Source organism: Enterobacter sp. PI-10, from assembly GCF_027947695.1.
GTDB lineage: Bacteria > Pseudomonadota > Gammaproteobacteria > Enterobacterales > Enterobacteriaceae > Enterobacter > Enterobacter vonholyi.
In genome coordinates this window covers 153,004-175,409 of record NZ_JAJNOG010000003.1, presented here as the reverse complement: position 1 = coordinate 175,409, position 22,406 = coordinate 153,004, and the positions used below count along the sequence as shown (strand labels likewise).

The following is a 22,406-nucleotide window of genomic DNA, read 5'->3' as shown; positions in this document are numbered from 1 at the left end:
TATCGTGATACAAAAACCGGGAGCCTGGCTCCCGGTTTTTTTATGTCCGTAATTCTTCCAGCGGTTTGGGTTTGCCTATCAAGTAGCCCTGCAGGTAATCCACACCGAAGCGGAGCAGCATCTCCCGCTGCGCCGGTGTTTCCACATATTCCGCGACGACGCAGAGCGATTTTGTCTTTGCCAGATTACACATCGACTGCACAATCATTGCATCCATGTCGTCTGTACAAATGTCTTTCACAAAGCAGCCGTCAATTTTAATGATGTCCGCCTGCAGGCGTCTGAGGCGCTCATAGTTAGCGTAGCCAGTACCAAAATCATCGATGGCAATACGGAAACCATACTCCCGCAATTGCTGAATATTGTTGATACTCGTGCCTGAATTTGAGAAAGCCTGCTCTTCAGTAATCTCAATCACGACTGCCTGAGGCGCAACGCCGTACCGTTCAAACAGCGCGCAAATCTCGGTCGCCACCTCTTTTTGCATCAGCGTCAGCGGCATCAGGTTGACGGAAAAACGGGCGCCAGCGTGCGTTGCAGGGTTATCGCGCAGCCACACCAGTAATTTTTCCATGACGCACATATCAAACCGGTGGCTGAGGTTGAACTGCGCAATCAGCGGAATAAAGCGGTCAGGGGTAATAATCTCCCCCTCGCTCTCCATTCGCGTCAGGATTTCATAGTACCCGCTCCCGTCCGCCTTCTGGATCGGCTGCGCATACAAATTGAACTGCCCCGCCTCCAGGGCATGCTTAATCCGAGCCAGCATCAGGACACGCTCTGTCGTTTGCCCTGATGCCACCTCAAGACTATTCGTGAGCGCGAGTACGTTTTGCTCTCCGCAGGCCTGTTCTGCCAGCCAGCTTAGCTGCCCCAGCGTGTGATGCAGTTTCTCGCCGTCTTCGACCATTCCCCATGACGCGCCAAACTCAATATCCAGCCCGGTGTTGTTCCAGAAAATCTTATTGCTGTTGAGCCGATCGACCATATGCTGGAGACGTTCAGCAATTTCCGGCCCGAGCAAGACCAGCACCAACTCGCTTCCGGGCAGCTGGAAGAGCAGCTCATCTTTTTGCAGGAGCGGCTGAAGCGACGTGGCGATCGTTCGTTTGCAGTGGACCCGCATGATAATCCCGTAGTGGCGGCTCAAAAACTCCAGATTATCCATGCGCAAAATGCACACTTTGGCATCCGGATGAATTTCAAGGTAATCCTCCAGCGCACGAATATTAGGCAGACCGGTAAGAGGATCGGTCAGCGCCCTGTCCTGCCAGCCCCGCTTCAGCCACTCGCTGCGCTGGTAAATGCGAGACATGTAAAGCAAACAGATGGCGAAAGAGATCAGCACGGAGAGGATAAAGGAGAGCGAATGTCCCGATTCCACCCCGTTAAGGAAATTATAGTTGTATGTCAGCAGCAGGAGCGCTGAGGTGGCCCACAGCAGAGAAATCAACGCATAGGTCAGGCGGCTTATCGCTAAGGTAAAAAGAATAAATATCAGCGGCATCAAATAGCCCGCAATGACCGGTGACTCAAAAGGACCACATAAAATGACAAGAATGAAGCTTAAAAGCGCTAACCAGACAAAAATATATAATGGATTCTTGTGATAAAACATGGGCTTCACGCTTCGCCGCCAGAAGGTGACGGCATAACGAGGATTAATTATCATTCTTAGCGGGTAATAGAACATCATGGTAAAAATCAGCGCCGCGCATATCAGGCTTTGAATATCCACAACGTTATAAATTACCGTGCCTTCGCCGAAATAGGTCGAAATTGTCACCGGAAAATCAAAGAAATAGCCTGCCATATACATCGACAGCTTAATACCTAATGGCACGACAAAACCGAGCCAGAATATACGAAGCCCGATGTGTTTGTTAGGGATACTGTAGCGCCAGCGCTTGCCCAGCATAAGGCGTAGCAGGCCGCATCCCGCGAATAACGCAAAGGTCTGACAGAACAGTAAAACTGGATATTGTAGCGGCGCTAAATTAATATAGAATAAATTAGTGACAGTAAAACCTAACAGAATGGGAAGAATTGCTCTGCGCCCAAATATCAGAATGATCGCCAGCATAACGCTGAGTGGCAACCATGCTAAATAAACGTCGTGACCATTAACAATTGCGCGTGGAGAAAGATAACGGGAGACAGGTACCGCAATCAGGCAAAGTACCTGGGCAATCGTAAATATCTTTACATTATCATACGTTTTTTTATTCATTAATCAGGGACGTTATTTTCCAGGAGAATCATTGACCGGATGGATAATAGGTTTATTAATTGCGCGAATCAAGTTCAAGTCTATTTATAGACCGGTTTATTGATTACGATTGAGGTGAGGTACAGAAATACCTTCTTTTTGATAACAAAATGCGGTAAAGGGCGTTACAAACAGATAAAAAAAAACCCCCGTCATTCGACGAGGGTTTACAATTTTGGTGGAGCTAAGCGGGATCGAACCGCTGACCTCTTGCATGCCATGCAAGCGCTCTCCCAGCTGAGCTATAGCCCCACATATGACTTTACTGACCGCACTCTGTTGGGTTCAGAGTTTGGTGGAGCTAAGCGGGATCGAACCGCTGACCTCTTGCATGCCATGCAAGCGCTCTCCCAGCTGAGCTATAGCCCCATCGTAAAGCTGTCATGTTGACGGGCGGCATAATATGAATTCCGCTGCGGAGTGTCAACGGCAAAATCAATTCCAGCTATTCAATCGCCGAAAAATCATGCAAATGAATCACTTTGCGAGCCTGCTCGCAGTCAGGAGTTAAGCCTGTCACGTTTTCACGTTAAAGGGTGCTATAAAATGAGCCGCTAATTAACCCCACAGATATTCAGGAAATTGCATGATCAAGGAACGAATGACGCCAGAAGAGTTAGCCCTCCTCACTGGCTATAGCCGACAGACCATCAATAAATGGGTACGCAAAGAGGGTTGGATTACGTCACCAAAGCCAGGCGTCCAGGGCGGGAAAGCGCGTCTGGTACATGTGAACGAAAAAGTCCGTGAATTTATCCGCAGTGCACGTCGGGCAAGCGAAACGTCCGAACTGCCAGAAGGCGTCAGTCATGATAGTTCACTTCACACCCTGCTCCTGACGCTAGCCAATGAAATGACGCCGGAAGAACAGAAGCAGATGACATCGCTATTACTGCGGGAAGGGATCACCGGATTATTGCAACGTTTAGGGATTCGCGATCGGGACTGACATGAAAAGATTACGGAGCAAAATGACCACGGAAGAGCTGGCGGAGAGTTTGGGCGTCGCCAGGCAAACGGTTAATCGTTGGATACGCCAGCAGGGATGGAAAACCGAAGGGCTCAACGGCGTGAAAGGCGGTCGCGCGCGACTCATTCATGTCGATGCGCGCGTGAAGGAACATATTATGAGCCTTCCGGCAATTCGTACCCCTCACGAGGTTTACCATCTCGCGGAGGCTACATCTTCCTACAATACCTCCTCTTCAAACCTGTATCCGGGCATTATTGAGACGCTGGAGAGTATGACTAAGCCGGAGCAGAAGCGTCTGGATGCGTTATTGAAGCGCGAAGGCATACACGGATTTCTTAAGCGTCTGGGGATAGCAGGAGAAGAAGCATAAAAAAACGGCAGGTTCCCCTGCCGTTTGTTTTATCTGAGACGCTATTACTGCTGATTTTCTCGTTCAGCGATAAAGTCCAGCGCCTTGTTAATGCGCGCCACGCTGCGTGATTTGCCGATGGCATGAACCGTTACGTCCAGCGCCGGAGACTGACCCGCTCCGGTCACCGCAACGCGCAGTGGCATACCGACTTTACCCATGCCGACTTCCAGCTCGTCTGCCGTCGCCTGAATGGCGTGATGCACATTCTCAGCGGTCCATTCGGTGAGCGCAGCCAGCTTGTCACGCACCACTTCCAGCGGCTGACGCGCAACCGGACGGAGGTGTTTCTTCGCGGCGTCCGCGTCGAACTCAGCAAACTCTTCATAGAAGTAGCGGCAGCTTTCAGCAATCTCTTTCAGAGTTTTGCAGCGCTCGCCGAGCAGTTTCACCAGATCCGCCAGCTCAGGGCCAGTGCGGGTATCAATATTTGCCTGCTCAATGTGCCACTGCAGGTAAGTCGCCACATATTCCGGCTGCATGGTATTGATGTAGTGATGGTTCAGCCACTGGAGCTTGTCGGTATTAAACGCGCTCGCTGATTTGCTGACAGAGCTCAGAGAGAACAGTTCGATCATCTCTTCACGGCTGAAGATCTCCTGGTCACCGTGAGCCCAGCCCAGACGCACCAGATAGTTCAGCAGCGCTTCTGGCAGATAACCGTCGTCGCGATACTGCATGACGCTGACCGCGCCGTGACGTTTAGACAGCTTTTTCCCGTCGTCGCCGTTGATCATGGAGACGTGCGCATAAACAGGCACAGGGGCGTTCAGCGCCTTCAGGATGTTGATCTGACGTGGCGTGTTGTTGATGTGGTCTTCACCACGGACAACGTGAGTAATTTCCATATCCCAGTCGTCAACCACCACGCAGAAGTTGTAGGTTGGGGAACCATCGGTGCGGCGGATGATCAGATCGTCCAGCTCCTGGTTGCTGAATTCGATCGGGCCACGGATCTGGTCGTCAAAGATCACAGACCCCTCTTGCGGGTTAGCAAAACGCACAACGCAAGGCTCATCAGCAGCATGCTCGCTGTGGTCATGGCGGCAGCGGCCGTCATAACGCGGCTTTTCACCATTCACCATCTGCTCTTCGCGCAGCGCATCCAGACGCTCTTTGGAGCAATAGCACTTATACGCCGTGCCCGCGACCAGCATTTCATCAATGACGGCGTTATAGCGGTCAAAGCGTTTGGTCTGGAAATAAGGGCCTTCGTCCCATTCCAGATTCAGCCAGTTCATCCCATCCATAATGGCTTCAATTGCTTCCGGCGTGGAGCGCTCAAGATCGGTGTCTTCAATACGCAGCACGAACTCACCTTTGTTGTGGCGTGCGAAAAGCCAGGAATAGAGAGCGGTACGTGCACCACCGACGTGCAGATAGCCTGTCGGGCTCGGCGCGAAGCGAGTTTTGATTTTCATGAAATGGCCTTACGTTATAAAGATGCCGGCAATCGGCAAATCCTGGGGAAAAAAAAGATGGGCAATATTCTATCACTGTGGGGGGATTCCTCAATGTTGATCCCTTTATCGTGACCGAGTTTGCGATTTTTGTTTAGAAATCATGCGCCACAGCCCGTTTCGCGATCGTTTTGCTTAATTTTACGACGAACGAATAAAAACTTTAGAAAATGCGTTGACTCATTTTCAACTCTCCCTATAATGCGACTCCACACAGCGGGGGTGATTAGCTCAGTTGGTAGAGCATCTCCTTTACACGGAGGGGGTCGGCGGTTCGAGCCCGTCATCACCCACCATCTACTTCGGTAGACCCGCAGTGTAGATAAGAATTGAGATTGGGCGATTAGCTCAGTTGGTAGAGCATCTCCTTTACACGGAGGGGGTCGGCGGTTCGAGCCCGTCATCGCCCACCATTCTCACCTTATCGCAGCAGTTCCGAAATGGGCGATTAGCTCAGTTGGTAGAGCATCTCCTTTACACGGAGGGGGTCGGCGGTTCGAGCCCGTCATCGCCCACCATTTCGGGTCGTTAGCTCAGTTGGTAGAGCAGTTGACTTTTAATCAATTGGTCGCAGGTTCGAATCCTGCACGACCCACCAATGTAAAAAGGCGCCCTAAAGGCGCCTTTTTGCTATCCGCAGTTTGTCTACTTCCCTGCCTTCAACGTCGCAATCAATACTGATTGTGTATCGATGCAACTCCCTGCCAGATATGGCAGTTTTGCTCAAGCTAATCCCATTGGTGCCGATACCTCTGTTTTATAACGCGAGGAAAAAGTATGACGACCATTCAGGCTTCAACCCAACAGATTCAAACCAGCGGCGCGAGTGGAACTTCGAGCAGTAACGATATCTCTGCGCAAATCACCCGCATTCTCGACAAGATCAAAAAACTGACCCAGCAGTTAAAAGAGCTGTCGAACAGCCCCATCAGCACCGACGAGAAGAAAAAGCAGCAGGAACTTATTCAGACCCAGCTCAAAGTGCTGCAGGCTCAGCTCGCGGCGCTGCAGCGCCAGCAGGCCGAAGAGGCCCAGAAGAAGCAGGAACAAAAACTGGGCAAAGTGGAAGGCGTGAATAGCCCGTCAGACAATAATCAGATTGATATCTACATCTGATCTTCTGATGCGTTAAACAGTGGGTCGCGTATGCGGGCTTCGGTTAATCGTTGTGCCTGGATACGCACCACTTCCCAGATAGCCTGCGCCGCCCCCGAGAGTGAACGATTTTTTCGCCGCACCAGCATCAGCTTTCGCTCGACAACGGGCGTTAATCGCCTGACGGCCAGTCTGCTTCCCTGCGGCAGGGGGAGCGCCAGGGCGGGCAATACGCTGATGCCAATGCCGGCTTCCACCATGGGAAACAGCGTCGCCGGGTGACCAATCTCCTGCACGATTGTTGCCTTTACGCCCTGATTCATCAGCGCGGAATCAATCAACGGACGGCTGCCCGAGGCATAATCCTGTAATATCAGATTCGCGCCCTGCAGGGACTGCCAGCTGACCTCCGGCAACGAGGCCAGCGGATCGTCGTCACGGCAGAGCAGCAAAAAAGGCTCAGAAAGTACGCTTTCGCACGCCAGATCGCTTGCCTGACCGGGATCGATAACAATACCAAAATCGACATCCCCCTGGCGGATGCTCTCCAGCACCCACTGTTGCGGCCTGTCATGCAGCACAAAATCAATGTCCGGGTAGCGATGGCTTCCCTCGGCAATACACTGAGGTATAAGGTGTGCGGATATCGTCTGGCTGGCCGCGACCCGCACGGTACCCGAAAGCTGCTGGCCCAGCCTCCCCACGTCTCTGAGCGTGCTGTTGAGCTCATCCAGCAACCGTTCAAGGCGCAGAGCGAGCTGCTGCCCCGCTTCGGTCAGCACCACTTCACGCGTGGTTCGGTCAAGTAACCGGACGCCAGTCTGATTTTCCAGCTCTTTCACGCTGTGGCTAACCGCCGACTGGCTCAGGCCAATCATCTCCCCTGCCCGGCTAAAGCTACGAGCCTGCGCCACGGTGACAAAAACACGAAGCTGACGGAGTGAATAATTCATCTTTTTAATTCATGAATGGATGCAATAAATCAATTTTATTTCTCAAATGAAAAAAAGCACAATAGCGTCATCTGTTTTCAGGAGTCATTATGAAACTATTTCGTATTGTTGATCCGTTTACGCTCACCCTGGTAGTTACCGTTTTACTGGCCTCTTTCTTCCCCGCTCGCGGCGGTTTCGTTCCGTTTTTTGAAGGGCTGACGACGGCCGCCATCGCGCTACTGTTCTTTATGCACGGCGCAAAGCTCTCCCGCGAAGCCATTATCGCGGGCGGTAGCCACTGGCGACTACACCTGTGGGTGATGTGCAGCACGTTCATTCTGTTTCCGATCCTCGGGGTGCTGTTTGCCTGGTGGGCGCCGGTTAACGTCGACCCGGCGCTTTACACCGGTTTCCTGTATCTCTGTATTCTTCCGGCCACGGTGCAGTCCGCCATTGCCTTTACCTCTCTCGCGGGAGGGAACGTGGCGGCCGCGGTCTGCTCGGCATCGGCATCCAGCCTGTTAGGGATTTTCGTTTCGCCGCTGCTGGTAGGCCTGCTGATGAACATGCACGGTGCGGAAGGTAACCTTGAGCAGGTCGGCAAAATCTGTCTGCAGCTGCTGCTGCCGTTTGTGCTGGGGCATCTTTCCCGACCGTGGACCGGCGCGTTTGTGGCGAAGCATAAAAAATGGATTTCAAAAACCGACCAGACCTCGATTCTGCTGGTGGTTTACTCCGCCTTCAGCGAAGCGGTCGTGAACGGGATCTGGCACAAGGTGGGGGCAGGCTCGCTGCTGTTTATCGTGGTGGTCAGCATCGTCCTGCTGGCGATTGTGATTGCGGTAAACGTCTTTGTGGCACGCAAGTGCGGCTTCAACAAAGCGGATGAAATCACGATTGTCTTCTGCGGTTCGAAGAAGAGCCTGGCGAACGGCATCCCGATGGCCAACATTCTGTTCCCGACCTCGGTGATTGGGATGATGGTGCTGCCGCTGATGATTTTCCACCAGATCCAACTGATGGTCTGCGCGGTGCTGGCGCGTCGCTACAAGCGCCAGACCGAAAAGCTGGCGCAGGAAGAGACCCGCGCCGCGAAGGCTTAAGTTAAGGACGTTTCAGGGGCTGCACCAGCTGAGTCAGCCCCTCGGTTTTGATCAGTAACGTGATAGCCATCAGCTCGCCCAGTCGCCCTGCCGGGAATTCATCCTTACGGGCAAACCACAGCAGATACTCCTCCGGCAAATCAATCAGCCTGCGGCCCTTGTATTTACCGAACGGCATCTCGGTATTGGCGATCTCAACGAGCTGCTCTTTCTCCACGTTACTCTCCTAACAGACGCATCATTTCCACTTCGTCGATAACCTCAATGCCGAGCTCCTGGGCTTTCGCCAGCTTCGAACCCGCCGCTTCACCGGCGATCACCAGGTCGGTTTTCTTCGACACGCTGCCCGCCACTTTTGCCCCCAGCGCCACCAGACGCGCTTTTGCATCGTCGCGTGAAAGCTGGCTCAGGCTGCCGGTCAGCACCACCGTTTTACCGGCGAACGGGCTGTCGATCTCTTCAGCGTTAACCACCACCGGCGCGGGCCATTTAATGCCCTCTTCCAGCAGTTCGCCGATGACGTTACGGTTGCTCTCTTCGGCGAAGAAGTTAAAGACGTGCGTGGCGACGACAATACCTACGTCCGGGACTTTCTGCAGCTCCTCGATGCTCGCCTTTTCCAGCGCCTCCAGCGTACCAAAGTATGCTGCCAGACCTGCTGCGGTTGCTTCACCCACTTCACGAATGCCCAGCGCGTAGAGGAAACGGGCGAAAGTCGTCTCTTTTGCGGCTTCCAGCGCGTTAACCACATTCTGGGCAGACTTTGGTCCCATGCGGTCCAGACCGGTCAGTTTACCAGCGGTCAACCTGAAGAGGTCCGCTGGCGTGTGGACGTACTCTTTCTCAACCAGCTGATCGATAATCTTGTCGCCCATGCCGTCAACGTCCATTGCGCGACGGGAAACGAAGTGCTTCAGTGACTCTTTACGCTGCGCGCCACAGATTAAGCCCCCCGTACAGCGGGCCACCGCTTCACCTTCTACGCGCTCAACGTCCGAGCCGCACACCGGACAATGGGTCGGGAAGACAACCTCGCGCGTATCATCAGGACGTTCTGACTCCACAACGTTAACCACCTGCGGGATCACGTCCCCTGCGCGGCGAATCACCACTTTGTCACCAATGCGCAGGCCCAGGCGTTCGATTTCATCGGCGTTGTGCAGCGTGGCGTTACTCACCAGCACGCCCGCCACCTGCACCGGCTCAAGACGGGCGACCGGTGTAATAGCCCCCGTACGGCCAACCTGGAACTCCACGTCGCGAACGAAGGTCATCTGCTCCTGGGCAGGGAACTTAAACGCCACAGCCCAGCGCGGCGCGCGCGCCACAAAGCCCAGCTGCTCCTGCAGCGCCAGTGAATTCACCTTGATGACGACGCCATCAATATCAAAACCGAGCGTCGGACGGTCCTCTTCCACCTTGTGGTAGAACGCCAGTACCGCTTCCGGCGAGTCGCAGAGCTGGACGCGATTGCTTACCGGCAGGCCCCACGCTTTAAACTGCAGCAGGCGTCCGAGGTGCGTATCCGGCAGCTCGCCGCCCTCAAGAATACCCACACCGTAGCAGAAGAAAGTAAGCGGTCGCTTCGCGGTAATACGTGGGTCAAGCTGGCGCAGCGAGCCCGCCGCCGCATTACGCGGGTTAGCAAACACTTTCCCGCCGGTGCGACGAGCCTCTTCGTTAATTTTCTCGAAGCCCGCCTGCGGCAGGAACACTTCGCCGCGCACTTCCAGACGCGCAGGAATGTTGTCACCCTGCAGCCTCAGAGGGATCGCGCGGATGGTACGCACGTTGGTGGTGATGTCTTCGCCCGTCGTGCCGTCGCCACGCGTCGCGGCACGCACCAGCACGCCGTTTTCATAGAGAAGACTGACCGCCAGGCCATCCAGCTTGAGCTCGCAGCACCAGGTGAGAGAGTCGCTGCTTTTCAGGCGATCCTGCACGCGCTTGTTAAACGCGAGGAAGCTCTCTTCATCGAAGACGTTATCCAGCGACAGCATCGGCACTTCATGACGCACCTGGCTGAAAGCGCCCAGCGGCTCAGCGCCGACGCGTTGGGTGGGGGAATCCGGCGTGATGAGTTCAGGATGCTGCGCCTCTAGTTCGCGCAGCTCGCGCATAAGGCGGTCATACTCCGCATCCGGCACTTCCGGCGCGTCCATAACATGATAGAGGTATTCATGATGGCGAAGCGTGGTTCGCAGTTCAGTGAGTTGTTGTTCGATTGAGTCCATATCGCACCATCAATGAGAAAAACCCCCGACATGCGGGGGTTGAGGAGGAGTAGAAGTCAACGCGGCGATTACGCGTTAGCTTCCTTAACTTCACGGATGCGGTCCTGATACTCGCGCAATTTCTGCGGGGTCATCATTCGACGCTGATCGTCGAGCACCACGCCACCGACTTCGTCAGCGATGTGCTGAGCGGACTGCAGCATCAGCTTAAAGTTTTGCAGTTCATCACCGTAGGACGGCACCTGCATAAAGATAGTGACACCCGGGGTCACGAAATCACCGGTCATTTCCGGATCGAAGGTGCCAGGGTTAACCATGTTGGCCAGGCTGAACAGCGCCGGACCGCTACCGTCAGGGCTCAGGTGGCGATGGAAAATATTCATATCGCCAAACTTGAAGCCTGCCTGTTGAATACTGTTAAGCAGCACATCGCCATTGAGATGGCTACCGTGATGCGCGGCCACGTTCATAATGATCACCGCTTCTTTACGCTGCGGTTTTTCAACAACCGGTTCTGGCTCTACAACGGGCTCAGGCTCAACGTGCGGGGCCGGAGTAGGCTGAGGCGCAGGCTGTACGTGAACAGGCTGCTGCGGTTGTTGTACTGGCTGAGCAGGTTGTTGATGCACGGGCTGCTGAACCGGTTGCTGTACCGGTTGCTGTTGAACCGGCTGTGGCGCAGCAGGCTGCTGATAGACAGGCTGTTGCGGCGGCTGGCGCACCGGCTCTTCCACAGGCTGCGGCGCTGGCTGGCGCGGCTGTGCAGAAGCATACGGCGGTTGATACTGGTGCTGCGAAGGACGAGGCGCTTCATGCTCCCCATGGCCTGCGCCGGGCGCAGTATTGACCCGATGAACACGAACTTCACCCACGCCGTCGTCATCGCTACCGTCGATGTCATCTTCACTGTCATCGTCGTCACGACTGGACTTCATGCGCTTCAGTGGGCGATCGCGAAACATCGAGGAACGCTCTTTACGGCTGGTCCAGAAACCATGTACCAGTAAAGCGATTATGGCGATCGCGCCAACAATGATTAATATCAGACGCAAATCCTGCATCATTATATTCTCTGTTGTTCTAACACCTTGCCACCACGGCAAACATTTACTCACTAAGAGTATTTGCCGTTTACGTCAAGTGCAAGTGTGTGCAGAGCATTCACAGCATAAAGATGAAGTAAATCGTGCTTTTTGCTGGTTTTTCGAACATTTCCGAACTGGTCATTGCTCAGTAAGTGGATAATATAGGCGGGCAATTCCACTGGTTGTGTAAAAAGGAGTACAGCCTGGCTATGGTTTCAACATCTTCTTCCCCCCCGCGCAGCGGCGTCTGGTATTTTTCTCAGGGCTGGAAACTGGTCTCCCTGCCGGGGATTCGACGCTTCGTCATTCTGCCGCTGTTGATCAACATTATTCTTATGGGCGGCGCGTTCTGGTGGCTGTTTACAAAACTGGAGAGCTGGATCCCGTCGCTGATGAGTTACGTGCCGGACTGGCTGCAGTGGCTTAACTACCTGCTCTGGCCGGTGGCGGTGATCTCCGTGCTGCTGGTGTTTGGCTACTTCTTCTCGACAATTGCAAACTGGATAGCCGCACCGTTTAACGGTCTGCTGGCGGAACAGCTGGAAGCGCGGCTTACCGGTGCGACGCCGCCGGACACAGGGATATGGGGGATCATGAAAGACCTCCCTCGCATTATGAAGCGCGAATGGCAGAAGTTTGCCTGGTACCTGCCCCGCGCGCTCGTGCTGCTTATCCTCTATTTTGTGCCAGGCATTGGCCAGACCGTGGCACCAGTGCTGTGGTTCCTGTTCAGCGCCTGGATGCTGGCCATTCAGTACTGCGACTATCCTTTCGATAACCACAAGGTACCGTTTAAAGAGATGCGCACCGCCCTGCGCAGCCAGAAGGTCGCCAATATGCAGTTTGGCGCACTGACCAGCCTGTTCACCATGATTCCCTTCCTGAATCTGTTCATCATGCCCGTCGCCGTTTGCGGCGCGACGGCGATGTGGGTCGACTGCTACCGTGCTAAGCACGCGTTATGGAAATAATGCAAAAATGTGTAAAGCAGGGGTGGCTTATGCCGCCCCTTATTCCATACTGATCCCCATTATTTCCTTGCAGTATATAGATATGCGAATTCCTTACTTCCCCCTACCTGCTCAACAGGTATGCTGGGTCGGTATCCCAATTTCATACAGTTAAGGACAGGCCATGAGTAAGATTTATGAAGACAACTCGCTGACTATCGGTCATACGCCCCTGGTTCGACTGAACCGTATCGGTAATGGACGCATCCTGGCGAAGGTCGAATCACGTAACCCGAGCTTCAGCGTTAAATGCCGTATCGGTGCAAACATGATTTGGGATGCTGAAAAACGTGGCGTACTGAAGCCTGGCGTTGAGCTGGTGGAACCGACCAGCGGCAACACCGGTATTGCTCTGGCCTATGTTGCTGCTGCGCGCGGCTACAAGCTGACGCTGACTATGCCAGAAACGATGAGCATCGAGCGTCGTAAGCTGCTTAAAGCGCTTGGCGCGAACCTGGTGCTGACCGAAGGCGCGAAGGGCATGAAGGGCGCCATTCAGAAAGCCGAAGAGATTGTGGCCAGCGATCCGGCGAAATATCTGCTGCTGCAGCAGTTCAGCAACCCGGCAAATCCGGAAATTCACGAGAAGACCACCGGTCCGGAAATCTGGGAAGATACCGACGGCCAGGTTGACGTCTTTATCTCCGGCGTGGGTACCGGCGGTACGCTGACCGGCGTGTCACGCTATATTAAAGGCACAAAGGGTAAAAAAGACCTGATCACCGTTGCCGTTGAGCCGACTGACTCACCGGTTATCACCCAGGCCCTGGCCGGTGAAGAGCTCAAACCAGGCCCGCATAAAATCCAGGGTATTGGCGCAGGCTTCATTCCGGGCAACCTGGATCTGAAGCTGATCGATAAAGTGGTCACCATCACTAACGAAGAGGCCATCTCTACCGCGCGTCGCCTGATGGATGAAGAAGGCATTCTGGCGGGTATCTCTTCCGGTGCGGCCGTTGCGGCAGCGCTCAAGCTGCAGGAAGACGAAGCCTTTACCAATAAGAATATTGTGGTTATCCTTCCGTCCTCGGGTGAGCGTTACTTGAGCACCGCACTGTTTGCCGATCTGTTTACCGAAAAAGAGCTGCAACAGTAGTGCCAGCATGTTAATAACGCGTAAAAAAGCACCTTTTCAGGTGCTTTTTTGTGGCCTGCTTCAAACTTTTACCCCTCCTGGCATTGCTTCACCCCGTTGGGTCTGGTATTTAAACCAGCAATTATTTTGATGCGTGAAATTAATCGGTGAATGAAATAGCCTTGCTGAATCGATTTTATGATTTGGTTCAAGTCTTGCTTTCGCTGCATAATGTTTAATGACGATCGAAACGTCAGCGCTAACAATACAGGCTAAAGTTCAGTCGCCAGGCTAGACTTTAGTTCCACAACACTAAACCTATAAGTTGGGGAAATACAATGTTCCAGCAAGAAGTTACCATTACCGCTCCGAACGGTCTGCACACCCGCCCTGCTGCTCAGTTTGTTAAAGAAGCAAAAGGCTTTTCTTCTGAAATCACTGTGACTTCCAACGGCAAAAGCGCGAGCGCAAAAAGCCTGTTCAAACTGCAGACTCTGGGCCTGACTCAGGGCACCGTTGTCACCATCTCTGCGGAAGGTGAAGACGAGCAGAAAGCAGTTGAGCATCTGGTAAAACTGATGGCTGAGCTCGAGTAAGTTTCCGGGTTCTTTTAAATATCAGTCACAAGTAAGGTAGGGTTATGATTTCAGGCATTTTAGCATCCCCGGGTATCGCTTTCGGCAAAGCACTGCTGCTGAAAGAAGACGAGATCGTCATCGACCGGAAAAAAATTTCTGCCGACAAGGTTGATCAGGAAGTTGAACGTTTTCTGAGCGGTCGTGCCAAGGCATCTGCGCAACTGGAAGCAATCAAAACTAAAGCTGGCGAAACTTTCGGTGAAGAAAAAGAAGCCATCTTCGAAGGGCACATCATGCTGCTCGAAGATGAGGAGCTGGAGCAGGAAATCATAGCCCTGATTAAAGATAAAGGCATGACGGCCGACGCGGCTGCGCATGAAGTTATCGAAGGTCAGGCAACTGCCCTGGAAGAACTGGATGATGAATACCTGAAAGAGCGTGCGGCTGACGTACGTGACATCGGTAAGCGCCTGCTGCGCAACATCCTGGGTCTGGCCATTATCGACCTGAGCGCAATTCAGGATGAAGTGATCCTGGTTGCCGCGGACCTCACCCCGTCTGAAACCGCACAGCTGAACCTGAAAAAGGTCCTCGGTTTCATCACCGACGCGGGTGGCCGTACCTCCCACACCTCTATCATGGCGCGCTCTCTGGAACTGCCTGCCATCGTGGGTACCGGTAGCGTCACCTCTCAGGTGAAAAACGGCGACTATCTGATTCTGGATGCCGTAAACAATCTGGTTTACGTCAACCCAACTAATGAAGAGATCGATAAACTGCGCGCGGTTCAGGAGCAGGTTGCGACTGAAAAAGCGGAACTCGCTAAGCTGAAAGACCTGCCAGCTATCACCCTGGACGGCCATCAGGTTGAAGTGTGCGCAAACATCGGTACCGTCCGCGACGTTGATGGCGCTGAGCGCAACGGTGCGGAAGGCGTAGGTCTCTATCGTACAGAATTCCTGTTCATGGACCGCGACGCGCTGCCAACGGAAGAAGAGCAGTTTGCTGCCTATAAAGCCGTGGCTGAAGCGTGTGGCTCTCAGGCGGTTATCGTCCGTACTATGGACATTGGTGGCGACAAAGAGCTGCCGTACATGAACTTCCCGAAAGAAGAGAACCCGTTCCTGGGCTGGCGTGCGATTCGTATCGCGATGGATCGTAAAGAGATCCTGCGTGACCAGGTTCGCGCGATCCTCCGAGCCTCTGCTTTCGGTAAACTGCGCATCATGTTCCCGATGATCATCTCTGTTGAAGAAGTGCGTGCACTGAAGAAAGAGATCGAAATTTACAAGCAGGAACTGCGCGACGAAGGTAAAGCGTTTGACGAGTCAATCGAGATCGGCGTAATGGTGGAAACACCTGCGGCGGCGACTATTGCGCGTCATTTAGCCAAAGAAGTTGATTTCTTTAGTATCGGCACCAATGATTTAACGCAGTACACCCTGGCAGTTGACCGTGGTAATGATATGATTTCACATCTCTACCAGCCAATGTCACCGTCCGTACTGAACTTGATCAAGCAAGTTATTGATGCTTCTCATGCAGAAGGTAAATGGACTGGCATGTGTGGTGAGCTTGCAGGCGACGAACGTGCTACACTTCTGTTGCTGGGTATGGGTCTGGACGAATTCTCTATGAGCGCCATTTCCATCCCGCGCATTAAGAAGATTATCCGTAACACGAACTTCGAAGATGCGAAGGTGTTAGCAGAGCAGGCTCTTGCTCAACCGACAACGGACGAGTTAATGACGCTGGTTAACAAGTTCATTGAAGAAAAAACAATCTGCTAATCCACGAGATGCGGCCCAAATTACTGCTTAGGAGAAGATCATGGGTTTGTTCGATAAACTGAAATCTCTGGTTTCTGATGATAAGAAAGACTCCGGAACTATTGAGATTGTTGCTCCGCTCTCCGGCGAGATCGTCAACATCGAAGACGTGCCGGATGTAGTGTTTGCTGAGAAAATCGTTGGTGATGGCATTGCTATCAAACCAACTGGCAACAAAATGGTTGCTCCAGTTGACGGCACCATCGGTAAAATTTTTGAAACCAACCATGCGTTCTCTATCGAATCTGATAGCGGTATCGAACTGTTCGTTCACTTCGGTATCGACACCGTTGAACTGAAAGGCGAAGGCTTCAAACGTATCGCGGAAGAAGGCCAGCGTGTTAAAGTTGGCGACCCGGTGATTGAATTCGATCTGCCACTGCTGGAAGAAAAAGCCAAGTCTACCCTGACGCCGGTAGTTATCTCCAACATGGACGAAATCAAAGAACTGATCAAACTGTCTGGCAGCGTCACCGTGGGTGAAACCCCGGTTATCCGCATCAAGAAGTAATTCTTGCCCGCACAGAAAAATGGCGCCTTCGGGCGCCATTTTTGTTTATGCCGGGAGGATAAGCTCGTCGTAGCCTTTCGACTGGGTATAGAGCATCACGTCCGTCACCCGATCGCCGGCCATGCGAATGGCATCTGCAACGGTTTTCCCCTCTACAATTCCGCTCACCAGCTCTGAACAGAACAGGTCGCCCGTCCCTTTCAGATCGGTTTCTACGCGCGGGTGCGCGCTGACGGTCACGCCATCGCGGGTGACCAGCACCACGTGGATGTTTTGCGGGTCGTCAGCGACCGGCGCGCTGGTAATCGCCACCCATTTCAGGCTGTCAGAGAGCAGTCCCTGTGCCGCCGCGATGGCGCTTTCCGGCGTGCGGCACGGTTTGCCGCTTAACACTTCCAGCTCGTAGACGTTTGGCGTAATCCCCTGCGCCAGCGGCAGCAGGTGCTCCCGATACGCCTGCGGGATATCCGGCTTCACGTACATCCCGCTGTCGATATCGCCAATAACCGGGTCGACCAGCACCAGCAGATCAGGATGCTGAGCTTTGACCGCCTTCAGCCACTGCGCCAGCAGGACGATCTGGCTGGCATTTCCCATATAGCCGGTGGTAACCGCCTTAAGCTCGCGCAGGATCTCGCGCTCTTCCAGCGCTTTCAGGTAGCCGCTGAACCACTCATCGGGGATCACGCCACCATAGAAGGTGTCATAGTGTGGCGTGTTGCTGAACAGTACCGTTGGCACGGCGGTGACGTTCAGCCTGTGGGTTCGAATATTCGGCACCGCAATGCTGTTACCCACGCTGCCGTAAACCACCTGCGACTGTACCGCGACAATATCAGTTTGCTGCGCCCGGGTATTATCCCGGAATAGAATCATCTCCATGACGCTTAAATCCCCGCCCCCTGCGAATAACTCTCTTCACCAAAGACGCCGGTAGACAGATAGCGATCGCCTCGATCGCAAATAATCGCCACCACCACAGCGCCCGGGTTTGCCTGCGCTACCCGAATCGCGCCCGCTACCGCGCCGCCCGAGCTGACGCCGCAGAAGATACCTTCGCGCACGGCCAGCTCACGCATGGTATTTTCCGCCTCGCGCTGGTGAAGATCCAGCACCTGGTCCACAAGCTGCGCATTAAAGATGCCGGGCATATACTCCGCCGGCCAGCGGCGAATGCCCGGAATGCTGCTCCCCTCTTCCGGCTGCAGGCCCACAATGGTGACGGCTTTGTCCTGCTCGCGCAGAAAACGCGATACGCCGGTAATGGTGCCGGTGGTGCCCATGCTGGAGACAAAATGGGTGATTCGCCCGTCGGTTTGCTGCCAGATTTCCGGGCCGGTGGTGGTGTAGTGCGCGTACGGGTTGTCCGGGTTATTAAACTGATCGAGCAGTTTACCTTCGCCGCGCTCGGCCATTTCTAACGCCAGGTCGCGCGCGCCTTCCATCCCCTGCTCTTTGGTCACCAGAATCAGCTCGGCCCCGTAGGCACGCATCGCGGCGCGGCGCTCCTGGCTCATGTTGTCAGGCATCAGCAGCTTCATGCGGTAGCCTTTCAGCGCCGCAATCATCGCCAGGGCGATACCGGTGTTACCGCTGGTGGCTTCAATCAGTACGTCGCCCGGCTTAATCTCGCCGCGCTTTTCAGCCTGGACAATCATCGACAGCGCGGCACGATCTTTTACCGACCCCGCCGGGTTATTGCCTTCGAGTTTGACCCAGATTTCGCTGCCGTTAGCCGGCCCCATGCGCTGAAGTTTGACCAGAGGGGTGTTGCCGATGGTGTGTTCGAGTGTATTCACGTTTTTTACTCAATAAAAAAGCCGGGTGGCGTTTCGCTTACCCGGCCTACAAGACGCAGTGATAACTGTAGGCCCGGTAAGCGCAGCGCCACCGGGCGATAAACATCCTAATAACCTATCAGGCTGACTCCGCCAGAGCAATATCCTCGCGCGTCTCGATGCGCTCCTTCCCGTGATAAATCCGGGCATGCTGCAGCCCGACAAACAGGCGCTCCCCCCGGTGCGGCGGGACGTCGTCGCGCATGACCACGGTCAGCGGCTCGGTATACCAGCCCAGCGGCTGTACCACCAGTTGGGTGTAGTGACCTTTAGGGCTCGCTTCCAGCACCTGCACCGGCAGCGGTGAATCCAGGCTGGTTCGGCGGCTCACGTCCACTTCCCACGGACGCAGGAACAGATCGACCGGGCCCTGATGCGCGGAGGTATAGCCCAGCGGCCAGCGGTGCGCGCCCACGTGGAACTGACCGCCGCGAATAGTGCCCTGCAGACGGTTCACCTCGCCCATAAACTCCAGCACGAAGCGGGTCGCCGGTTCACGCCAGAGCTGCTCCGGTTCGTCAACCTGCTCAATGTTGCCCTGGCTCATGACCACCACGCGATCCGCAACTTCCATCGCCTCTTCCTGATCGTGGGTCACGAAGACGCTGGTGAATTTCAGCTCTTCATGGAGCTGACGCAGCCAGCGGCGCAGCTCTTTACGCACCTGCGCATCCAGCGCGCCGAAGGGCTCATCCAGCAGCAGAATTTGCGGTTCAACGGCCAGCGCGCGAGCCAGCGCCACGCGCTGTTTCTGCCCGCCGGACAGCTGGGCCGGAAAACGATCCGCCAGGTGAGCCAGCTGCACCATCTCCAGCAGTTTGGTCACCTTCGCCTTAATGGTTGCCGCATCCGGGCGCTCGCGACGCGGCAGCACGGTAAGCCCAAACGCGATGTTGTCAAACACGGTCATGTGGCGGAACAGCGCGTAATGCTGGAACACAAAACCCACTTTACGATCGCGGGCGTGCAGGCGGCTCACGTCGGTACCGTGGAAGCGGATGTGCCCGCTGGTCTGATGCTCAAGCCCGGCGATAATGCGCAGCAGCGTGGTTTTGCCCGAGCCGGACGGCCCCAGCAGCGCCACCATTTGTCCGGAAGGGATATCCAGCGAGATATCATTCAGCACCTGGGTGCGACCAAAAGACTTCTTAATATTGGCAATCTCAATGCTCATGATTTCCCTCCTGATGCTGACGTTTTTCCTGATTTTCTAAACGCCACTGCACCACACTCTTCAAAAACAGGGTCAAAATGGCCATCAGCGTCAATAACGCTGCGGCAGTAAACGAGCCGATGGTGTTGTAGTCCTGCTGCAGCAGTTCAATCTGCAGCGGCAGCGACAGGGTTTCACCCCGGATAGAGCCGGAAACAACGGAAACGGCACCGAACTCGCCAATCGCGCGGGCGTTGGTCAGCACCACGCCGTAAAGCAACGCCCAGCGGATGTTCGGCAGCGTCACGCGGCGGAACATTTGCCAGCCCGAAGCCCCCAGCAGCACCGCCGCTTCGTCTTCGTTGCTCCCCTGGCTTAACATCACCGGCACCAGCTCGCGCACCACAAACGGGCAGGTCACGAAGATGGTGACCAGCACCATGCCCGGCCAGGCGAACATGATCTGCAGGTTATGCGCATCCAGCCAGCCGCCCAGTGGGCCGTTGGAGCCGTAAAAGAGCAGGTACACCAGGCCCGCCACCACCGGCGACACGGCAAACGGAATATCCAGCAGGGTCAGCAGCAGCTGACGTCCGGGGAAGTTAAAGCGCGTCACCAGCCACGCCAGCAGGGTCCCGAACACCAGGTTCACTGGGACGGTGATCAGGGCAATCAGCACGGTGAGCCAGATGGCATGGAGCATATCCGGGTTCGCCAGGTTTTCCAGCGCGGGCATCAGACCCTTGCTGAACGCCTGAACGAAAATATAAATCGTCGGCACGACGAGAATGAGGGCGGAAACCAGCACGCCCGCCCCAATCAGAAACCATTTACCCCAGTTGATGCGGGGCGCATCGTATCGCTTCAATTGCGTAACTTCCGCCATCAGTGACCTACCACACGTCGACCAAAGCGACTTTGCAGAGTGTTAATCGAGTACAGCAGCAGCAGCGAGGCGGCGAGGATCACCGAAGCAATCGCGCTCGCCGCCGGATAATCAAACTCCTGCAGGCGGATGAAAATCATCAGCGAGGTCACTTCCGTTTTCCAGGCGATGTTCCCGGCGATAAAAATCACCGCGCCGAACTCACCGAGGCTGCGGGTAAACGACAGCGCGACACCTGCCATCAGCGCTGGAGAGAGCTCCGGCAAAACTACCTTGCGGAAGCTCTGCCAGCGCGTGGCGCCCAGCGTTTCCGCCGCTTCTTCGTATTCCGGACCCAACTCTTCCAGCACCGGCTGCACGGTACGTACCACAAACGGGATGCTGGTGAAGGCCATCGCCACCGCGATACCGAGCCAGGTGTAGGTTACTTTGATATCAAATTTCGCCAGCCACTCGCCGTACAGCCCGTTTACAGAGAAGAGCGACGCGAGGGTCAAACCCGCCACCGCCGTCGGCAGCGCAAACGGCAGATCCATCAGGGCGTCAAGCAGCGTGCGGCCCGGGAAGCGATAGCGGGTCAGGATCCACGCCATCAGCAGGCCAAACACGCCGTTAAAAATGGAGGCGACAAACGCCGACAGCAGCGTCACCTTATAGGCCGCCACCACCTGCGGGTTGGTGACCACGTCCCAGTACTGCGCCCAGCTCATCTGAGCAAGCTGCATCACCAGCGCGCTGAGCGGCAACAGCAGGATCAGGCAGACGAACAGCAGGCTGGTCCCGAGGCTTAAGGTAAAGCCCGGCAGGACGCGTTTTGTCGAGACAGCAAACATTACTTATGCCCCGCCGCCAGCAGTTTGTCTAACTCACCGCCGCTGGCAAAATGCGTTTTCATCACATCAGGCCAGGAGCCAAAATGGTCTTCCACGCGGAACAGCGCGGTCTGCGGGAATTTATCTTTCAGCTTGTTCATCACGTCCGGGTTGTTCACGCGGTAGTAGTAATCGGTAATGATGGTCTGCGCCTGAGGGCTGTAGAGGTAGTTGAGATAGGCTTTTGCCGCTTTCTCGGTACCGTTCGCCTGCACGTTTTTATCCACCCATGCGACCGGGAACTCGGCCAGAATGTTGGTTTTCGGGATAACCACCTCAAAGCCCTGCGCTTCATACTGCTTGCGGATGTTATTCACTTCCGATTCAAAGCTGATCAGAACATCGCCGAGACCTCGCTCCGCGAAGGTCGTTGTCGCCCCGCGGCCGCCGGTATCAAATACTTCGACGTTTTTCAGGAACTGGGTCATGAACTGCTCGGTTTTGGCTTTATCGTTACCGTCAGCCTTGTCCGCCGCGCCCCACGCGGCTAAATAGGTATAACGCGCGTTACCGGAGGTTTTTGGGTTCGGGAAAATCAGCTTCACGTCGGAACGCACCAGGTCGCTCCAGTCGTGGATATTCTTCGGGTTGCCCTTACGCACCAGGAAGCCCATGGTGGAGTAGAACGGCGAGCTATTGTTCGGCAGTCGGCTCTGCCAGTCCGCCGGGATGAGGTTGCCTTTGTCGTGCAGGATCTGCACGTCAGTCACCTGGTTGTAGGTCACCACATCCGCTTTCAGGCCCTGCAAAATCGCCAGCGCCTGCTTGGACGAGCCGGCATGGGACTGCTTGATGGTCAGCTTGTCGCCGTTATTGTCTTTCGCCCACTGCTGTTCGAACGGGGGATTAAGGGCGGCAAACAGCTCGCGGGAGACGTCATACGAACTGTTTAACAGTTCAGTCGCCTGCGCCTGTGCCACCAGCAGTAAACCTGCCAGCGCCAGAGTTCCTTTTTTCAGTACAGTAACGGCCATTGCGCACCCTTATAAATGTGATGACTATCTTATAGTCATAATATTTATAACGGGGATGAAAGGAGTAACGGTTTTATATACCGTTTGGTGATTTACAAGCAGAAAAGGGAATAAGGG

The 22,406-nt window shown here is 54.7% G+C and carries 21 protein-coding genes and 6 tRNA genes; 13 read left to right on the top strand and 14 right to left on the bottom strand.

Annotated features, from left to right (window positions below; translation table 11 throughout):
* Positions 1 to 40 precede the first annotated feature (40 nt).
* The 3 genes from LRM19_RS09275 to LRM19_RS09265 form a co-directional block, all read right to left on the bottom strand.
* On the bottom strand, positions 41 to 2,230 hold the full coding sequence (locus LRM19_RS09275) for an EAL domain-containing protein (protein ID WP_271368408.1): 2,190 nt from the start codon (positions 2,228 to 2,230) through the stop codon (positions 41 to 43).
* Between the two features lie 215 nt (positions 2,231 to 2,445).
* A tRNA-Ala gene (locus LRM19_RS09270) sits at positions 2,446 to 2,521 on the bottom strand.
* Between the two features lie 41 nt (positions 2,522 to 2,562).
* Positions 2,563 to 2,638 (bottom strand) — tRNA-Ala (locus LRM19_RS09265).
* Between the two features lie 217 nt (positions 2,639 to 2,855).
* Between LRM19_RS09265 and LRM19_RS09260 the strand changes: the two genes are divergently transcribed.
* Together LRM19_RS09260 and LRM19_RS09255 are read left to right on the top strand one after the other, a co-directional pair.
* Positions 2,856 to 3,218 (top strand): YfeC-like transcriptional regulator, encoded by a 363-nt coding sequence (locus LRM19_RS09260; protein ID WP_115875947.1) that lies wholly within the window; start codon positions 2,856 to 2,858, stop codon positions 3,216 to 3,218.
* A 1-nt stretch (position 3,219) separates the two neighbouring features.
* Positions 3,220 to 3,612: a YfeC-like transcriptional regulator gene (locus LRM19_RS09255; protein ID WP_271368405.1), complete on the top strand. Its 393-nt coding sequence runs from the start codon at positions 3,220 to 3,222 to the stop codon at positions 3,610 to 3,612.
* A 44-nt stretch (positions 3,613 to 3,656) separates the two neighbouring features.
* Here the strand turns inward: LRM19_RS09255 and gltX are convergent, their stop codons facing one another.
* Complete coding sequence (gene gltX / locus LRM19_RS09250; protein WP_271368404.1) at positions 3,657 to 5,072, bottom strand: glutamate--tRNA ligase; 1,416 nt, start codon at positions 5,070 to 5,072, stop codon at positions 3,657 to 3,659.
* 259 nt (positions 5,073 to 5,331) lie between these two features.
* On the opposite strand from gltX, the gene LRM19_RS09245 reads away from it, so the two are divergent.
* From LRM19_RS09245 to LRM19_RS09225, 5 genes are all read left to right on the top strand, one after another.
* A tRNA-Val gene (locus LRM19_RS09245) sits at positions 5,332 to 5,407 on the top strand.
* Between the two features lie 41 nt (positions 5,408 to 5,448).
* Positions 5,449 to 5,524, top strand: a tRNA-Val gene (locus LRM19_RS09240).
* Positions 5,525 to 5,553: 29 nt separating this feature from the next.
* Positions 5,554 to 5,629, top strand: a tRNA-Val gene (locus LRM19_RS09235).
* Positions 5,630 to 5,633: 4 nt separating this feature from the next.
* Positions 5,634 to 5,709: transfer RNA gene (locus LRM19_RS09230), tRNA-Lys, on the top strand.
* A gap of 179 nt (positions 5,710 to 5,888) precedes the next feature.
* Complete coding sequence (locus LRM19_RS09225; protein ID WP_111965208.1) at positions 5,889 to 6,227, top strand: FlxA-like family protein; 339 nt, start codon at positions 5,889 to 5,891, stop codon at positions 6,225 to 6,227.
* Here the strand turns inward: LRM19_RS09225 and LRM19_RS09220 are convergent.
* Complete coding sequence (locus tag LRM19_RS09220) at positions 6,218 to 7,159, bottom strand: LysR family transcriptional regulator (RefSeq protein WP_271368401.1); 942 nt, start codon at positions 7,157 to 7,159, stop codon at positions 6,218 to 6,220. The genes LRM19_RS09225 and LRM19_RS09220 overlap by 10 nt on opposite strands.
* Positions 7,160 to 7,248: 89 nt before the next feature.
* On the opposite strand from LRM19_RS09220, the gene LRM19_RS09215 reads away from it, so the two are divergent.
* Complete coding sequence (locus LRM19_RS09215; protein WP_111965206.1) at positions 7,249 to 8,244, top strand: bile acid:sodium symporter family protein; 996 nt, start codon at positions 7,249 to 7,251, stop codon at positions 8,242 to 8,244.
* A gap of 1 nt (position 8,245) precedes the next feature.
* On the opposite strand, the gene LRM19_RS09210 is transcribed toward LRM19_RS09215, so the two are convergent.
* The 3 genes from LRM19_RS09210 to zipA all read right to left on the bottom strand — a co-directional run bounded on the left by LRM19_RS09210 (position 8,246) and on the right by zipA (position 11,542).
* On the bottom strand, positions 8,246 to 8,461 hold the full coding sequence (locus LRM19_RS09210; protein ID WP_003861328.1) for a DUF3820 family protein: 216 nt from the start codon (positions 8,459 to 8,461) through the stop codon (positions 8,246 to 8,248).
* Position 8,462: 1 nt separating this feature from the next.
* Positions 8,463 to 10,478 carry an NAD-dependent DNA ligase LigA gene (gene ligA, locus LRM19_RS09205; protein WP_271368396.1) on the bottom strand — a complete coding sequence of 672 codons (2,016 nt, stop codon included), beginning with the start codon at positions 10,476 to 10,478 and terminating at the stop codon, positions 8,463 to 8,465.
* 68 nt (positions 10,479 to 10,546) lie between these two features.
* Complete coding sequence (gene zipA, locus LRM19_RS09200; protein WP_271368394.1) at positions 10,547 to 11,542, bottom strand: cell division protein ZipA; 996 nt, start codon at positions 11,540 to 11,542, stop codon at positions 10,547 to 10,549.
* A gap of 230 nt (positions 11,543 to 11,772) precedes the next feature.
* On the opposite strand from zipA, the gene cysZ reads away from it, so the two are divergent.
* From cysZ to crr, 5 genes are all read left to right on the top strand, one after another.
* A complete protein-coding gene (gene cysZ / locus LRM19_RS09195) occupies positions 11,773 to 12,534 on the top strand; it encodes a sulfate transporter CysZ (protein ID WP_111965203.1) in 762 nt (253 codons plus the stop codon).
* A gap of 163 nt (positions 12,535 to 12,697) precedes the next feature.
* Positions 12,698 to 13,669, top strand: coding sequence for a cysteine synthase A (gene cysK / locus LRM19_RS09190; RefSeq protein WP_014884739.1), 972 nt, complete (start codon positions 12,698 to 12,700; stop codon positions 13,667 to 13,669).
* Between the two features lie 317 nt (positions 13,670 to 13,986).
* Entirely contained in the window at positions 13,987 to 14,244 is a 258-nt protein-coding gene (gene ptsH / locus LRM19_RS09185; protein WP_045909449.1) for a phosphocarrier protein Hpr, read from the top strand.
* A 44-nt stretch (positions 14,245 to 14,288) separates the two neighbouring features.
* Positions 14,289 to 16,016, top strand: a complete 1,728-nt coding sequence (gene ptsI / locus LRM19_RS09180; RefSeq protein WP_023332954.1) for a phosphoenolpyruvate-protein phosphotransferase PtsI — start codon at positions 14,289 to 14,291, stop codon at positions 16,014 to 16,016.
* A gap of 40 nt (positions 16,017 to 16,056) precedes the next feature.
* Positions 16,057 to 16,566, top strand: coding sequence for a PTS glucose transporter subunit IIA (crr, locus tag LRM19_RS09175; RefSeq protein ID WP_003861316.1), 510 nt, complete (start codon positions 16,057 to 16,059; stop codon positions 16,564 to 16,566).
* Positions 16,567 to 16,611: 45 nt separating this feature from the next.
* On the opposite strand, the gene pdxK is transcribed toward crr, so the two are convergent.
* The 6 genes from pdxK to LRM19_RS09145 all read right to left on the bottom strand — a co-directional run bounded on the left by pdxK (position 16,612) and on the right by LRM19_RS09145 (position 22,289).
* Positions 16,612 to 17,448: a pyridoxine/pyridoxal/pyridoxamine kinase gene (gene pdxK, locus LRM19_RS09170; RefSeq protein ID WP_115875954.1), complete on the bottom strand. Its 837-nt coding sequence runs from the start codon at positions 17,446 to 17,448 to the stop codon at positions 16,612 to 16,614.
* Positions 17,449 to 17,453: 5 nt separating this feature from the next.
* A complete protein-coding gene (cysM, locus tag LRM19_RS09165) occupies positions 17,454 to 18,365 on the bottom strand; it encodes a cysteine synthase CysM (protein WP_115875955.1) in 912 nt (303 codons plus the stop codon).
* 118 nt (positions 18,366 to 18,483) lie between these two features.
* Positions 18,484 to 19,578: a sulfate/thiosulfate ABC transporter ATP-binding protein CysA gene (cysA, locus tag LRM19_RS09160; protein WP_008501607.1), complete on the bottom strand. Its 1,095-nt coding sequence runs from the start codon at positions 19,576 to 19,578 to the stop codon at positions 18,484 to 18,486.
* The gene (gene cysW, locus LRM19_RS09155; RefSeq protein WP_045325891.1) at positions 19,568 to 20,443 is read right to left on the bottom strand and encodes a sulfate/thiosulfate ABC transporter permease CysW; all 876 of its coding nucleotides are present in this window, start codon (positions 20,441 to 20,443) and stop codon (positions 19,568 to 19,570) included. Before cysW ends, cysA begins: the two co-directional genes overlap by 11 nt.
* The gene (gene cysT / locus LRM19_RS09150) at positions 20,443 to 21,276 is read right to left on the bottom strand and encodes a sulfate/thiosulfate ABC transporter permease CysT (RefSeq protein ID WP_004123378.1); all 834 of its coding nucleotides are present in this window, start codon (positions 21,274 to 21,276) and stop codon (positions 20,443 to 20,445) included. Before cysT ends, cysW begins: the two co-directional genes overlap by 1 nt.
* The gene (locus LRM19_RS09145) at positions 21,276 to 22,289 is read right to left on the bottom strand and encodes a sulfate ABC transporter substrate-binding protein (protein ID WP_271368384.1); all 1,014 of its coding nucleotides are present in this window, start codon (positions 22,287 to 22,289) and stop codon (positions 21,276 to 21,278) included. Before LRM19_RS09145 ends, cysT begins: the two co-directional genes overlap by 1 nt.
* Between the last annotated feature and the right edge of the window lie 117 nt (positions 22,290 to 22,406).

Excerpts from the sequence above, each read along its gene's own strand:
- cysW (WP_045325891.1), bottom strand. The coding sequence starts at position 20,443 with ATGGCGGAAGTTACGCAATTGAAGCGATACGATGCGCCCCGCATCAAC.
- LRM19_RS09275 (WP_271368408.1), bottom strand. The coding sequence starts at position 2,230 with ATGAATAAAAAAACGTATGATAATGTAAAGATATTTACGATTGCCCAG.
- ptsH (WP_045909449.1), top strand. The coding sequence starts at position 13,987 with ATGTTCCAGCAAGAAGTTACCATTACCGCTCCGAACGGTCTGCACACC.
- LRM19_RS09215 (WP_111965206.1), top strand. The coding sequence starts at position 7,249 with ATGAAACTATTTCGTATTGTTGATCCGTTTACGCTCACCCTGGTAGTT.
- LRM19_RS09225 (WP_111965208.1), top strand. The coding sequence starts at position 5,889 with ATGACGACCATTCAGGCTTCAACCCAACAGATTCAAACCAGCGGCGCG.
- LRM19_RS09145 (WP_271368384.1), bottom strand. The coding sequence starts at position 22,289 with ATGGCCGTTACTGTACTGAAAAAAGGAACTCTGGCGCTGGCAGGTTTA.
- LRM19_RS09260 (WP_115875947.1), top strand. The coding sequence starts at position 2,856 with ATGATCAAGGAACGAATGACGCCAGAAGAGTTAGCCCTCCTCACTGGC.
- cysA (WP_008501607.1), bottom strand. The coding sequence starts at position 19,578 with ATGAGCATTGAGATTGCCAATATTAAGAAGTCTTTTGGTCGCACCCAG.
- crr (WP_003861316.1), top strand. The coding sequence starts at position 16,057 with ATGGGTTTGTTCGATAAACTGAAATCTCTGGTTTCTGATGATAAGAAA.
- cysZ (WP_111965203.1), top strand. The coding sequence starts at position 11,773 with ATGGTTTCAACATCTTCTTCCCCCCCGCGCAGCGGCGTCTGGTATTTT.
- cysT (WP_004123378.1), bottom strand. The coding sequence starts at position 21,276 with ATGTTTGCTGTCTCGACAAAACGCGTCCTGCCGGGCTTTACCTTAAGC.
- ligA (WP_271368396.1), bottom strand. The coding sequence starts at position 10,478 with ATGGACTCAATCGAACAACAACTCACTGAACTGCGAACCACGCTTCGC.
- pdxK (WP_115875954.1), bottom strand. The coding sequence starts at position 17,448 with ATGGAGATGATTCTATTCCGGGATAATACCCGGGCGCAGCAAACTGAT.
- cysK (WP_014884739.1), top strand. The coding sequence starts at position 12,698 with ATGAGTAAGATTTATGAAGACAACTCGCTGACTATCGGTCATACGCCC.
- LRM19_RS09220 (WP_271368401.1), bottom strand. The coding sequence starts at position 7,159 with ATGAATTATTCACTCCGTCAGCTTCGTGTTTTTGTCACCGTGGCGCAG.
- gltX (WP_271368404.1), bottom strand. The coding sequence starts at position 5,072 with ATGAAAATCAAAACTCGCTTCGCGCCGAGCCCGACAGGCTATCTGCAC.
- ptsI (WP_023332954.1), top strand. The coding sequence starts at position 14,289 with ATGATTTCAGGCATTTTAGCATCCCCGGGTATCGCTTTCGGCAAAGCA.
- LRM19_RS09255 (WP_271368405.1), top strand. The coding sequence starts at position 3,220 with ATGAAAAGATTACGGAGCAAAATGACCACGGAAGAGCTGGCGGAGAGT.
- zipA (WP_271368394.1), bottom strand. The coding sequence starts at position 11,542 with ATGATGCAGGATTTGCGTCTGATATTAATCATTGTTGGCGCGATCGCC.